Source organism: Myxococcaceae bacterium JPH2 (assembly GCA_016458225.1).
In the GTDB taxonomy this organism is placed as follows: Bacteria; Myxococcota; Myxococcia; order Myxococcales; family Myxococcaceae; genus Citreicoccus.
Genome location: JAEMGR010000010.1, coordinates 18,556 through 32,242, shown reverse-complemented (window position 1 = coordinate 32,242; position 13,687 = coordinate 18,556). Strand labels below are relative to the sequence as shown.

Below are 13,687 nucleotides of genomic sequence, written 5' to 3'. Positions count from 1 at the left end.
ATACCCTCCCAGGCCGTCAGAGGCCGTAGAACGACATCAACGCCTTTTCGAACATGCCCGAGGGCAGGATGGCCTTGGCCGCCACCGACGAGGTCTGGGACAGCCGCCCCACGCGGTAGCGCACGCGGAAGGAGCGGCCCGTCACCAGTCGCAGCACCTGCTGCGCCACGGCGGTCGGCGGAATGCCAGCCTGCTCCTCGCGCTCGATGACCTTCAAGGCCCCCTCGAAGTGCTCCTGGTACGTGGAGCCCGGTCCGGTGGCCTGGGCGCGCACGCGGTTCTGGGTGATGCGCGTCTGGATGTCTCCCGGCTGGATGAGGACCGCATGGATGCCGAAGGGACGGACCTCCTGGCGCAGGGCCTCGGTGAAGCCCTCCAACGCGAACTTGCTCGCGCTGTACAGCCCCTGGAAGGGCAGGCCAATCGCTCCGCCCAGGGAGCTGATGTTCACGATGAGCCCGGCCTGGAGCTGGCGCATGGTGGGCAGCACGGCCTTGCACACGCGCATCACGCCGAAGAAGTTCGTCTCGAACTGCAGCCGGGCCTCGTCCAGCGACGTGTCCTCGATGGAGCCCGCGAGCCCGTAGCCCGCGTTGTTCACCACGACATCGATGCGGCCCTCGCGCGTGAGCACTTCGCCCACCGCCTGCTTCACCGAGTCGTCCCGCGTGACGTCCATGGGGATGAGGGTGCAGCCCTCCGGAGCCGACTGGGCCTGTCGGGCGGTGCCGTAGACCGTCAGGCCATGAGCGGCGAGGAGGGTGGCGCACGCCTGGCCGATGCCGGACGAGGCGCCCGTGATGAGCGCGACCCGAGGCGCCGGAGCGGTCATGGCCGCAGCTCCGCCGGGCGCATCTTCCTCAGGCCCGCGAGGGTGCAGTCGGCGATGTAGTCGATGTCGTCGGGCTTCAGCTCCGAGTAGACGGAGAAGCGCAACATGCTGATGCCTCGCGGGATGGCGGGGTAGACGAACACGGAGGAGAGGATGCGCCGCTCGCGCAGCTCGCCGTAGAGCTGGCAGGCCTGTTCGTCCTTGAAGAAGAGGGAGACGATCTGGCTGCGCGAGGCGCGCGTGTCCACGCCCGCGCCCTCCAGCGCGCGAACGAACCGGGCCGCCATCTCCAGGCAGTGGGCGGCGCGCTCGGGCTCGCGCATGAGCACCTCCAGCGCCGCGGCGTGGCCGGCCGCGAGGATGGCCGAGGTGGAGGAGCTGAACAGGACGGGCCGCATGTGGGAGCGCAGGCTGCGCAGCATGTCCGCGCTGCCCGCGACCAGTCCGCCGTGGCCGCCCAGCGCCTTGCTCAGGCTCACCGTGCGGAAGTGGACCCGGTGCGCCAGGCCCAGCTTCACCGCCAACCCGCCGCCCTTGGCGCCGAACATGCCGAAGGAGTGCGCCTCGTCCAGGACGAGGATGCAGTCGTGCCGCTCGCAGATGTCGATGTAGCGCGGCAGATCCGGGAGGCTGCCGTCGGTGCTGTAGAGGGCGTCGATGCAGATGACGCCGGGGCCGTGAATCTTGATGCGCTTCTCCAGGTGGTCGCAGTCGTTGTGCCGGACGATCACCTTCTTGGCCTGGGAGAAGCGGATGCCATCCACCATGGACGCGTGCGCTTCCACGTCGATGTAGACCGGCGTCTCCTCGCCGCAGATGGCTTCCAGGAGCCCCGCGTTGGCGGTCCATCCCGCGGTGGTCAGGATGACGTCGTTGGCCTGGAGTGACTCCTTGAGCAGCTCCACGAAGCGGTCGTGCTCGGACGAGACGCCCCCGAAGACCGAGGACGAGAACGACTCGATGCGCGGGCGGAGGTTCGCCTCGGCTCGCGCGTGCACGACCTCCGGATGATTGGAGAGCCGCAGATAGTCATTCTGGTGCAACGAGTAGAAGCCGCGGATGTCCGCCGGCTGATCGAAAGGAAATGGGCGCAGGTTGTCGATGAATTCCCGCTGCAGTCGGACACGGTTCGCGATCCATGACGGATACGTGGGTTGCCCATACACCGCTGCGCTGCTGCTCATATCAGGGAGCCCCTCGGCGTCGTTCACCGCAGAATGCCCTGCATCCCCCACGAGCCCACCCGAACCGGGTCGGAGCGTCCGTCTGCCCTTGGGGCCACGTTCATGGTTGGGTTTCTGTACCTGAGCGCGGTGGCGTGATGCAAGGCGTTGTCCGGACGTTGTGAGTCTTTTGCGTGAATCTGGGAGGTGTTGAACACGACGGATCACACTGGCGGAGGCCGCGTGCTCGATAACGGCGGGTTGCCCCCGAGGGCGATTGACCGTTGAGCGCCCTGCCGCAGCGCGAGCAACGCGAAGCCTTCCGACGAGCAGGCAATGCAGACATGGATGAGGAACGGGCTCACGATGGAGTTCGTGAAGAGCGCCACGGCGCCAAAGTAATACCCGAGCAGGAAGGTGGAGACCGTCTCCTGCGGGCTCTTGGGGACATGCGCATACGCGTACAGCGCGGTGGTGATGGCGATGGCGGGCCAGCTCCCCAGGTTGCGTGCGAGCGGGAAGAGCATGAGCCCGCGGAACAGCAGCTCATAGCCCGCCAGATAGAGCATCCAGCCCAGGAGGTTGAGGGCGTGGAGCCGAGCGGGCCACGGCGGCTGCACCTTGATCTCAGGGTAGAGCGCGAACGCGCCTGGCCAGACGCGATAGCCGAGGTACTCGGCCGTCAGCGCCGAGCCGATGCCCACGAGGGTGAAGAGGAGGTCCCAGCCCGGGCGCGCGAGCGTGAGCCCGAAGTCGTGCTCGGAGTCGGGCAGCAGCGCGCGCACGACGAACAGGGGGATGACTCCCAGGAGGATTCCGCCCACCAGCCGGGAGAGGAGGACGCAGCCCACCGCGAGCTTCTCGCCCGTCCAGCCCGCGCGACCGAGGAGTGCGCGGCAGACGGAGATGCTGGTGGCGAAGTAGCTGAGCGGGAAGGCGATGGTGCCCGTCACCAGGACGATGAGGGGCGTGCGGTACTCGGGACGCCAGGACAGCGAGCCGACATCCATGCACAACCCCCGCGGGCGCCGTGAAAGACATTCACGCGGGGCGCCAGCCCTTGCCGGGCGGAACGCTGCAAGGGCTGTCAATGACTGTCAAGCGAAACGCCAGACATCGCACTGGAGGGTGAGCCAGGTGTTCACCCCAGAGCGCTCTTGCTCCCTGTCTCCGCGAGGCTCAGGGTGGGTCGGCGATGCTTGTCATAGAGCGCGTCGCGCCACGCCAGCAGGTCTGGGTATGCCTGGGCGAGCGACTCGTGGCTCCAGGCCTCGCGCGTCCCTGGCTTCAGCTCCAGGTGACGGGACTCCACCGGGCGCACGAACTGGAGCATCACCGAGGCGGTGACGTCCGCGTAGGTGAAGCGATCCGCCAGGTACGGCCGGCCGCCGAGCGCGGCACGGAGTTGATCGAAGGCGGGGACGGCGACCTGCTGGACCGCCGATTCCCCGTCGGCGGGGACCTGGTGCTTGCGCGCGATGAAGCTCACGCCCATGTGCGCCATGGGGGCGAAGGCAGGGCGCAGCCAGCTGGGGACGAAGCCGGGCAGGGCATCTGCCTGGGCCCGCTTGTTCCTGGCGATGCGCGTGAGGATGTAGGCCCGGCCGGCGCCGATGACGCGGTCGCTGATGGCCTCCCAGTGCTCGATGATGGCGGCGGCGCTGGTGGGGAACAGCGGCGCGGTGCCAGGGCTCAGCGCCTCCGCGCGCCGAGCAATGGCGATGGAGCCCGTGGTGGAGCGCTCCTCGTCCAGGAAGAGCGGGACGGTGGGGCGCTGACCGGGCTGCGTGTGTCGTCGCAGCCAGAACTCGCCCAACATGGGCGAGTGCTCTCGGTAGGTGTAGTCGAGCCGGTGATGATCCAATGCCCAGCGAGCCTTTTCGGTCCAGGGCGAGTAGTGAAGTCCCGCGAGCGTGCGCATAGGACTTGCGAACCTATGCCAGCGGGTTCATCGAGGGTAGCGCTTCGGTATGTCAACTCGCGGTGGCGGCGCGCAGGGACTCCAACACCTCGCCCGCCATCTCGATGGTGTATTCGATCTGCTCCAGTGTGTGCGCGGCGCCAGGGCAGTTGACATCGCGGCGCAGGAGGATGCCTCGACGCGCCATGCCGGCCTGGAAGGGCTGCATGCGTCGCGCGTGCTCCGCGGGATCCTTCGCGAAGCGGAAGAAGGGGATGGCGTCGTAGCCAGCGCGCCGTCTGGAGCCGTGGCGATGAGCGCGCCACTGGCCCAGGCCGCGAGGCCGGAGGCACCCCCACGCCACCTCCGGCGAGGCGAGGGCGGCGAGCGACGGTGGATTCGATTGCGAAGCAGCCGGCGCGAGGTGCCGACAGATGGGCGGGAGCACGCGCGCGAGGCAGAGCCAGACCACGGTGGCGAGCCCTCCAATGGCCCAGATCCGCGCTCGACATCGATGGACTCCGAAGGAAGAGGAGAGAAGGGGGGCAGGACTCGTGCCCCACGCGGTGCCGCGCGTGGGCCCGGCGTGGTGGGTCAGCGAATCTGGAGCATCGAGAACGTGAGGCCCTGCGTCGTGGCCGTCACCTTGCCGACCTGGCCGGACAGCTCGCGGAAGTTCGTCGTCGACGAGCTGTTGGTGAACTCGGTGTAGAGCGTGCGGTTGTCCGCGATGTCGAAGAGGAACGTGCTGCCAGTGGTGGGCGGGAGCGTGGAGACCTTCTTGGCGCTCAGCGTGCTCAGGTCGAGCTGCCACCACGTCCACGCCGACGCGCTCGCGAGCGCGCGGGGGTTGGTGGCCGGCGACACCGGGGCGATCGTCTCGTCCAGGACGCGCAGGTACGCGCTGCCGTCCGGCCCCCGCAGGAGCGAGCCCGTGGCGGCGCCGCCCGTCAGCGACGACAGCTCCTTGTAGAAGTCAGTGTCGAACTTGGACGTCGTGGGGTCGAAGCGGAGCAGGCACGGCGTTGGGGCGGAGGCCGACGAGACGCGGTAGACGGCCGCGGCATAGGCCTCGGTCGCCAGGTAGACCTTGCCGTCGGGGGCGATGACCCCGTCGCGCGCGTAGCCACAGCGCTTGTCGAGCACCACCTGCGCGGTGTCCTCGCGCGTGTCGACGACGACGACGCCTGCTTGCGGCGTGATGCCCACGCTCATGGAGGGCCGCCAGCCCAGGGGCATGATGATCTGGTTCGGCAGGCGCAGCGGCGCGGTGGCGAACGTGGTGGTCGCGCCGTTCACGTTGATGCCGCGGATGTCGATGGCGCGAGTCACGGACATGTCCGTGGGGTTCCAGACGACGATTTGCGCGGTGCGGCCGTCGAAGTAGTAGGCCTTGGTCGCGGAGACGAACTGGAACTGGTTCTGGTACTCGCCGATGGACGAGACGCCCTGGCGCGCGAAGCTCACCGTGCCGTCCTCCTTCAGCGTGCCGGTGTCCGTCAGCGTGTAGCGGGTGATGACGGCGCCCTCGCTGCTGCTCACGTAGACCGAGCGGGACTTGGGAATGCCCGAGCCGAGCGCGCGACCGGGAACCTCGATGGCCTTGTCCAGCGCCAGGGGCCCGTCGAGGTCCAGCTTGTCGGTGAGGGCCACGTAGCTCTGCGAGTCATCCGAGGTGTTGACCTGCGTGACGACCGCATAGAGCGGCGTGTCGGGCGTGTTCTCGTTGGGCTCGGTCGGCTTGTCGTCGCCGCAGGCCGCGAGCATGCCGGCCGCGAAGGCCAGGGAGAGGAGACGGGGGAGGCGGAGGAACGGGACGACCTTCATGCGATGGCCCTTTCATGGGTGTGGGGGCTAGAACTCGGCGACGACCTTCAGGGAGAGCGCGCGGCCCGGCCGCTGGACGCCGTAGAAGTCGACGGCGGTCGCGTCGGTGAGGTTCTGGATGTCGAACGTCCAGCTCACCGTGCCGACGGAGGCGCGGAAGACGTAGGTGAGCGCCATCGAGTGCAGCAGCTGCGCGTCGACTTGTTGCTTGCTGCTCTTGACGCCCAGTCGCTCCCAAGCTCGATAGAAGGCGTGGATGTAGCGGCTGTGCCACGACAGCGAGAGTTCGTCGGTGTCGCGCAAGAGCCCAGGCCACTGGAGCCGCACGCCCGCATGGGCCAGCAGGCTCGGGCGGTTGGGGATCCGCTGCCCGTCGAAGGCCCCGAACGCGCCCTCGCTGGAGGTCGCGCGCAGGTCCTGCCACGTGACATTCGTGTCCACCGCCACGTGCTGCCCCGGGGACGTCCAGCCCAGCGCTCCCGCCGCGCCGATGCACCGCGCGGAGAGCACGTTGCGATGCGTGAAGTAGCCCTGGTCGCCGAGCAGGACGATGAGCTGATCCGCCAGCCGACCGAAGCCCATGACGCTGCCACGGAAGTCGCCGTGCGGTGTGTCGCGCAGGTCCGCGCTCAGCTCGAGGTTGAGGTTGTGGCTCGTCTCGGGCTTCAGGTCGAGGTTGTCGCCGATGAGGACGCCGTCTCCGAACACCGCGTCGGGCGACGGAAGGCGCGTGGCGCGTTCATAGGACGCCTTCGCGAGCAGCGCCGAGGACACGCGATACCGGAGGCTGTCGCCCACGCCCATCGAGTGATGGTGCTGTCGCGCAGGGGCGAAGACGTTGCTCGGCAGCAGGCGTTCCGCGGCCATCCGCTGCAGGTAGTCCTTGGCGAACACGATGTTCTCCACGCGGCCGTCGAGCGCGTCCCGCTCGTACTCGAGGCCCGTCACCAGGGTGGTCATCTCCCGGGCCCCGGTGAGCGGATCCAACTGGCCGCGCTCGCGCAGGGCCCGGTCCTCTCCAGAGCGGCTCACCACCGTGGGCGCGAGCGACAGCCGCACGGCGTGCTCCGGTGCGGGCGTCCATTCGAGGTGGGCGCGGGCGAACCCGGTGTGCTGGCGCACGGAGCGATCGACTCCGCCCGCGAGCATCTCCCCGGCTTGCGGCAGCTCCACGATGCACTGCCCGAGCCAGTCATAGGCACAGCGTCCCAGGTCGACGAACCGGGCTCGCCGATGGACGTAGCCGCCCACCACCTCCGCGACGAGCGACTCGGCGAAGGTCTGCTCGAAGCGCAGCGTCGCGCCCGCGGAGCGAGTGCCCGAGTCGACGTCGCCGAAGGGGACCTGCATGGTGGCGTCGTGTTGAACCTCCTTGCTCGCGTCGCCGAGGAACACGCGCAGGAGGAGCCGATGGGCCCACGGTCGATCGATGACACCGGCTTCGATGGCGCCGCCGCCAGCGCGGAAGCCATCGTGGAAGCGGGACACCTGGGTCATCACCAGACGGCCCTGCTCATCGGGGACCTGGACGCGGATGCGGTAGTCATTGGGCGAGCGGTCGAAGTAGCCCGTGGCGCGCACGAAGACGCCCGAGGACTCGCTCAGGTGTCGCCCGCTCAAGGTGAGGCGGTGCGTCGCGAAGGAGCCCAGCTCGTAGGAGGCCGAGGCGTGCGTGCCTTGAATCTCGTCGGTGGTGACGAGGTTGACCGCGCCGCCCAGGGCATCCGCGCCGAAGCGGATGGGCACCACGCCTTGATAGACCTCCAGGCGTTGGACGAGGTTGACGGGGACGTTCGCGAAGTCGGGCCCCAGCCCCGCAAGCTCCAGGGGCACGCCGTCCACGAAGAAGCGGACCTGATCATCCGTGAGGCCCGCGAGCGAGAACCGAGCGCGGCTGCCGAGCCCACCCGCGCGACGGACTCCCACGCCCTCGGTGCGCGAGAGCGCCTGGCCCAGGTCGACCGCTTCGCGCTGGATGTCCTTGAGGTCGACGACGCGCACGGCCTCGGCGGACTGGCGCATGCGCTCCTCGGGCGAGACGCCCTGCACGTTGACCTCGATGACCTCGTCCGCGGGGGGCTCCAGGACAGGCTCATCGGTCGACGTGGCGGGCGCGGGCGTGGACTGGCCATGGGCCACGCGCGCCGCGAGCAGCAGGAGGAGGGCGAGGCCGCGGGCCCGGGGCGCCATGGAGGGGGAGTGGGCGGAAGGCATGAGGAACCCGTGCGCTCAGGCGGCGCGGGCGCGAGGGGCCCGTTGGGAGTGCAGCGTGTCCGCGACGACGAAGGCGAGTTGGAGGGCCTGGTCCGCGTTGAGGCGAGGGTCGCAGTGGGTGTGGTAGCGGCTGGACAGGTCGGCCTCGGTGACCGGCAGGGATCCGCCCAGGCACTCGGTGACGTTCTGGCCCGTCATCTCGAGGTGGAGCCCACCTGGATGGACGCCCTCTCCCGCGGCGATCTGCAGGAAGGACGTCACCTCGGAGACGATGCTGTCGAAGGCGCGCGTCTTGTAGCCGTTGCTCGCCTTGTGGGTGTTGCCGTGCATCGGGTCGATGGACCAGATGACGGGGCGGCCATCCTGGCGCGTGGCGGCCATCAGGGCCGGCAGCCGCTCCTCGATGAACTCCGCGCCGAAGCGCCCGATGAGCGTGAGGCGTCCCGCGATGCCCTGAGGGTTCAGGACATCCATCAGGCGCAACAGTTCGTCCGGCGCCATCGTGGGGCCGCACTTGAGTCCGATGGGATTCTTGATGCCGCGGAGGAACTCCACGTGAGCGCCGTCGGGCTGCCGGGTGCGCTCGCCCACCCACAGCATGTGGGCGGACAAATCGAACCAGTCCCCGGACGCGAGGTCGGCGCGGGTCATCGCCTCCTCGAAATTGAGGAGGAGCGCCTCGTGGCTGGTGAAGACATCCACGGGGCCGAGCACGGGCGGTGACTCCGATGGGAGGCCGAGCGCCTGCATGAAGCACAGCGACTCGAAGACCTTGTCCGCCAGCTCGCGATAGCGATCGCCTTGCGGGCTGGCTGCGACGAAGTCGAGCGTCCAGCGGTGGAGATTGCAGAGGTCCGCGTAGCTGCCCTGGGAGAACGCGCGCAGCAGGTTCAGCGTGGCCGACGACTGGTGATAGGCCTGGACGAGTCGCCGGGGATCGGGCGTGCGCGCCTCGGCGGTGAACTCCATGCCGTTGATGATGTCGCCGCGATAGCTGGGCAGGGTGGTGCCGCCTTGAGTCTCCAGGGGGCTCGAGCGCGGCTTGGCGAACTGGCCCGCGATGCGTCCGACGCGCACGACGGGACGTCCCCCCGCGAACGTCAGCACCAGCGCCATCTGGACGATGAGGCGGAAGGTGTCCCGGAGGTTGTCGGTGGTGAACTCCTTGAAGCTCTCGGCGCAGTCACCGCCCTGGAGCAGCAGCGCCTTTCCCTCGGTGACCCGCGCGAGCGCGGTGGTCAGGCGGCGCGCGTCGTTGGGGAACACCAACGGTGGCAGGCGCGTGAGTTCCTCCTCGGTGCGCCGCAGCGCTCGGAGGTCCGGATAGTCATCCGGCATGTAGCCCGCCGGCTTCTCCCGCCACGAGCGAGGGGTCCAGTTTCGATTCATCACGTGGGAGTCGTCTCAGAGCGGGGCGCGGAGCGAGAAGGCGAGAGGTCCCACGGACGGGCAGGTGGGGGCAGCAGTCCTTGCGCGACGCAGGTGTCGAGGTAGCGGTGAAGCAGGGCGCGGTCCGCGGCCGGGCAGGTGATGTCCGTGTCCGCGAGCGCTTCGATGATCCGCTCCGCGCGAATCGCTCCCAATCCGAACACGGGGCGAGCGTCACCCGAGCGCAGGTCGAAGAACGCGAGCGTGGAGTCGTGTTCCGGAGAGCGGGAGTGCTGGGCCACGCGGGCGCTCCACTCGGGCGCGGAGCACAGCTCGATGGGGTATCCGAACTCCCGCACCCAGGTGAACAGCTCGGGCAGACGAACCTCGGGCACGGGCGCGAGGTTGAAGACAGTGCCGGGACGCGGCTCGCGGACGAGCTGGACCACGGCCTTGGCCACGTAGTCCACCGGCGTCCACGTCTCGCCCATGTCGAGCCGTGGCAGCGCGCCCACCGGAATCCCCGCGAGCAGGATGCGCCACACGAGGTCCTGGGGATTGACCAGGGCGGTGTCCGGTGCGCCCACGACACGGCCCAGGCGGTACACGTTGACGGGGAGCCCGCGCTCACTGGCTTGCTCCACGAGTCGCTCCGCCGCCCACTTGCTCTGCTGATAGCCGTCGCGCAGGCCCGCGTGGGCGGGCACGAACGCCTCGGGCACCTCGGGGTGGAGGTCGCGCTGGGGCGCGACCGCGAGCGTCGACACGTGGTGGAAGGGCTTGGCGCGTCCGGTGACGGCCAGCCGCAAGAGCTCGCGCGTGCCGCGCACGTTGGCGGCCTGGAGGCTGCTGTACTCGCGCACGACGCTGACCACGGCCGCGTTGTGGAGGATGGCGTCGCACTCCTGCGCGAGCGCGTCGTAGCGTGAGCGCTCCAGGCCGAGGTGGGGCTGGGTGAGGTCCGCCGGAAGGGCGACGACCCGCTCGTTCAGCCCACGCGGTGCGAGTCGCTGAGACGTCAGCGCTGCCTGGAGTCGCTTCATGGCGTGCGAGGCATCCCTCGCGCGCACCGGACAGATGACGCGTGCGTCGGTGCGGCGAAGGAGCTGATCCAGGAGGTGCGCGCCCACGAAGCCGCTGGCCCCCGTGAGCAGGATGCAGCGCGGCGGTCCTGAGGTCGCGGTGAGGCGCGGAGGCACCACGTCCTCGGGCAGCGCGGCATCCGCGAGGAGCGACGCGGGGAGTCCCTCCGCTCGGGGAACCTCGGCCTCACCGTGTTCGAGCGCCAGCGCGAGCGCCGCCGCGGTGGGGTGACGGAACACGGTGGCGACGGGCACCTCGCGCCCGAGCATGATGCTCAAGCGGTTCGCGACCTGGATGCTCTGGAGGGACTGGCCGCCCAGATCGAAGAAGTCATCGCGCGGAGAGGCCCCTCGAACGCCGAGGACCTGCTCCCAGACTTCGAGCACGCGCCGCTCCATCACGGTGGTCTCTTCGGTGAAGCCCGGGTCCTCGGCCGGGAAGGCGCGGAGGAGGGCCGCGCGATCGATCTTCCCGGTGCTGGTTCGTGGCAGGGACTCCACGAAGACGAGCGCCCCGGGGACCATGGGGGCGGGCAGCCGTGCGCGGACGTGCTCGCGCAGCGCCGCTGTGGTCGGGACCGGAGCCTGGGCGACCACCTGCGCGCAGAGCCGGCGCGCGCCGCTGGGGAGGACCTGGCCCACCACGGCGACGGCCTGGACCGCGGGGTGGGTGAGGAGGACGGACTCCACCTCGGCGGGGGCGATGCGGTGACCGGAGATCTTGAACTCGTCGTCCACGCGCCCCACGAAGACGAGCTGCCCGTCTCCACGCATCCGTGCGCGATCCCCGGTGCGATACGCACGGGGCGCATCCGGCAGGGACGTGATCGGGACGAACCGCGCGGCCGTGAGCGCGTCGCGCCCGAGGTAGCCGCGCGCGAGTCCATCGCCCATGAGGTACAGCTCGCCCTCGTCACCGCGCGGGACGACGGCGCCGTGCGCGTCCACCAGCGCCGCGCGAACACCGGGGAGCGGCAGCCCGATGGGGATGCCAGGGTCCGCGGCCTCCGCGCCCGGTGCGCCCAGCCGCGCGGATGTCGCGACGACGGTGGCCTCGGTGGGGCCGTAGGTGTTGAGCAGCTGTACGGAGGGCGGAACGGTGTCGCGCCATCGCGCCACACGCTCGGGGAGCGCGGCCTCGCCCCCGATGATGACGGTGCGAAGCGAGGGCGGGAGGGCGACCGCGCCGGTGGAGACCGCGTAGGCCAGCTCGTGCCAGAACGCGGTGGGCAGATCGAGCACGGTGATGTCGCGCTCGGCGCAGGACTCCAGGAGGCGCGGCACGGACTGGAGCATCGCGTCGGTGCGGAGCACCAACCGCGCGCCGGTGCAGAGGGTGAGGAAGAGTTCCTCGACGCTGGCATCGAAGTGGAGCGGCGCGAACTGGAGCACGCGATCCTCGGCGCTCAAGCCATAGCGGTGCGTGGCCCCCGCGACGAAGTGCGCGAGCGCGCCCTGGGTGACCTCCACGCCGTTGGGCTGCCCCGTGGAGCCCGAGGTGTAGATGACGTAGGCCAGACGATCGTCCGCCTCACGCGGTGACGGCTGGCGGGCCTGCTCCATCTCGCGCCGACGGAGGACCAGTCCGCCCACGGGAAGCGGGCCCGCGCCTTGCCCCAGCCGCGTTTCCACCAGCGAGAGGATCAGCTCTGGATCCGCGTCCGCGAGGATGGCGGCGGTGCGCGTGACGGGGCCATAGGGGTCGATGGGGAGGTAGCCCGCTCCCGAGAGGAGGACGCCGAGCACCGCCGTGATGGCATCCAGACTCCGCGGCACCATGACGGCGACCGGTGTGTCCGGTCGCACGCCCGCGTCCACGAGCCGGGCAGCGACGTCCGTCGCGGCCGTGAGCAGCGCTTCGTAGGTGAGCGAGTAGGGGCCATGCTCCACCGCGATCGCCTGGGGGCGGAGGCGCGCCTGCTCGGTGATGCACGCGAGAACGGCGCGGGGTGCGACGGGCAGCGGCCCGCCATCGAGCAGCGACGGGGAGACTGATCCCGTTGAAGCACGCGCGATGGGGCGCTCCGGCGCGGTGACGAGATCCTCCAGGAGCTGGATGAACTCCTGCTGATGCGCGGCGAGGCGCTCCTCGCGGTAGCACGCGGGGTTGGCATCGAAGTCCACTCGGAGCCCACCGCCATCGGAGCGGGCATACACGCCAATGGACAGGTCCTCGACGGGGCCCGCCGAGACGTTGTGCGCGATGGAGGGGATGCCAGCGAAGCGCACGCCGTAGTCGAACGGCATGATGTTGACCACGGGGCCGAACAAGCGCCGCGGGCCACCCACGCGGCGCAGGTCGCGTCGAAGCTGCTCATAGCGATAGCGCAGGTGCGGACGCGCCGAGCGGACCTCATGGGCCACGCCTCGGGCGATGTCGAGCAGCCCCGCCTCAGGACGCGCCTTCACGCGCAGCGGCACGATGTTCATGGCCATGCACGGCACGCGCAGCGCGGCGGAGCCCAGTCGCGACATGACGGGCAGGCCCAGCACGACCTCCGTCGAGGACGTCTCGCGATGCAGCCACGCCGCGGTGGTGGAGAGCAGCAGGTCCGGCCAGCTCAGCCCCTCGCGCCGGGCCAGGGACTGGAGCCGCTCGACCTCGGAGGTGGACAGGTGGTGCGTCCGCCGCACGAACGTCGCGGACATCGGCGCGGGCGCCGCGAGGGTGACGGGCGTGAGGCCATCCGCGAATCGCTCCATCCAGAAGGCGCGGTCCGCCTCGCGCTGGGCGCTGCGCTGGTACGCCACGTCCTCGTCGAGGACGGCCTGAAGCGAGCCGAAGCCTCCCGGTGCGGCACGCCCCGTCATCCGGGCCGTGTAGAGGTCGGCCACGCGGCGGGTGAGCAACGAGAACCCGAACCCATCCAGCGCGATGTGGTGCACGCGCAGGAACCAGAAGAAGCGTTCCGGCGCGGCCTGGAGCAGCGCCGTTCCGAAGAGAGGGCCCTCGCCCAGGTCGACCGTCTGGCCCAGGTCCCGATGCATCCAGTCCCGCGCGGTGGCCCAAGCGTCGGTGGCGCCGCGCAGGTCCACGCGCCGCAGGGCGATGGTCGCGCGCGGGAGCAGGTGCTGGCGCGACTCGCCAGACAGGACGCTGAAGCGAGCGTGGAGGGCCTCGGCCTCACCCAGCGCCTGCTGGATCGCGACCTCGAAGTGCTCGGTGTCGAGCGGGCCACGAATCTCGATGCACTCGCCGGCGTTGTAGATGGGGCTCCGGACGTCGAGCTGCTGGCCCACCCAGATGCCCTGCTGGGCCGCCGACAAGGGCAGGCCCGTTTCCGCTGACTCATGCATCGTG

Annotated in this window: 8 protein-coding genes and 1 pseudogene; all 9 read right to left on the bottom strand. The window is 70.0% G+C overall.

Annotated features, from left to right (window positions below):
- Positions 1 to 16: 16 nt before the first annotated feature.
- On the bottom strand, positions 17 to 832 hold the full coding sequence (locus JGU66_17485; protein MBJ6762566.1) for an SDR family oxidoreductase: 816 nt from the start codon (positions 830 to 832) through the stop codon (positions 17 to 19).
- Positions 829 to 2,016 (bottom strand): aminotransferase class I/II-fold pyridoxal phosphate-dependent enzyme, encoded by a 1,188-nt coding sequence (locus JGU66_17480; GenBank protein MBJ6762565.1) that lies wholly within the window; start codon positions 2,014 to 2,016, stop codon positions 829 to 831. Before JGU66_17480 ends, JGU66_17485 begins: the two co-directional genes overlap by 4 nt.
- Positions 2,017 to 2,219: 203 nt before the next feature.
- A complete protein-coding gene (locus tag JGU66_17475) occupies positions 2,220 to 3,005 on the bottom strand; it encodes a CPBP family intramembrane metalloprotease (protein ID MBJ6762564.1) in 786 nt (261 codons plus the stop codon).
- Positions 3,006 to 3,136: 131 nt separating this feature from the next.
- Entirely contained in the window at positions 3,137 to 3,916 is a 780-nt protein-coding gene (locus JGU66_17470) for a glutathione S-transferase (GenBank protein ID MBJ6762563.1), read from the bottom strand.
- Between the two features lie 52 nt (positions 3,917 to 3,968).
- Positions 3,969 to 4,217, bottom strand: a pseudogene (locus JGU66_17465) (glutamate-1-semialdehyde aminotransferase).
- A gap of 272 nt (positions 4,218 to 4,489) precedes the next feature.
- Complete coding sequence (locus JGU66_17460; GenBank protein ID MBJ6762562.1) at positions 4,490 to 5,722, bottom strand: hypothetical protein; 1,233 nt, start codon at positions 5,720 to 5,722, stop codon at positions 4,490 to 4,492.
- A 27-nt stretch (positions 5,723 to 5,749) separates the two neighbouring features.
- A complete protein-coding gene (gene mxcH, locus JGU66_17455) occupies positions 5,750 to 7,936 on the bottom strand; it encodes a TonB-dependent siderophore myxochelin receptor MxcH (protein ID MBJ6762561.1) in 2,187 nt (728 codons plus the stop codon).
- Positions 7,937 to 7,951: 15 nt separating this feature from the next.
- Positions 7,952 to 9,328, bottom strand: coding sequence for a 3-deoxy-7-phosphoheptulonate synthase class II (locus JGU66_17450; GenBank protein ID MBJ6762560.1), 1,377 nt, complete (start codon positions 9,326 to 9,328; stop codon positions 7,952 to 7,954).
- Complete coding sequence (mxcG, locus tag JGU66_17445) at positions 9,325 to 13,683, bottom strand: myxochelin non-ribosomal peptide synthetase MxcG (GenBank protein MBJ6762559.1); 4,359 nt, start codon at positions 13,681 to 13,683, stop codon at positions 9,325 to 9,327. The genes JGU66_17450 and mxcG overlap by 4 nt, the downstream gene beginning before the upstream one ends.
- Positions 13,684 to 13,687 lie beyond the last annotated feature (4 nt).

Excerpts from the sequence above, each read along its gene's own strand:
- mxcG (MBJ6762559.1), bottom strand. The coding sequence starts at position 13,683 with ATGCATGAGTCAGCGGAAACGGGCCTGCCCTTGTCGGCGGCCCAGCAG.
- JGU66_17475 (MBJ6762564.1), bottom strand. The coding sequence starts at position 3,005 with ATGGATGTCGGCTCGCTGTCCTGGCGTCCCGAGTACCGCACGCCCCTC.
- JGU66_17470 (MBJ6762563.1), bottom strand. The coding sequence starts at position 3,916 with ATGCGCACGCTCGCGGGACTTCACTACTCGCCCTGGACCGAAAAGGCT.
- JGU66_17485 (MBJ6762566.1), bottom strand. The coding sequence starts at position 832 with ATGACCGCTCCGGCGCCTCGGGTCGCGCTCATCACGGGCGCCTCGTCC.
- JGU66_17480 (MBJ6762565.1), bottom strand. The coding sequence starts at position 2,016 with ATGAGCAGCAGCGCAGCGGTGTATGGGCAACCCACGTATCCGTCATGG.
- JGU66_17460 (MBJ6762562.1), bottom strand. The coding sequence starts at position 5,722 with ATGAAGGTCGTCCCGTTCCTCCGCCTCCCCCGTCTCCTCTCCCTGGCC.
- mxcH (MBJ6762561.1), bottom strand. The coding sequence starts at position 7,936 with ATGCCTTCCGCCCACTCCCCCTCCATGGCGCCCCGGGCCCGCGGCCTC.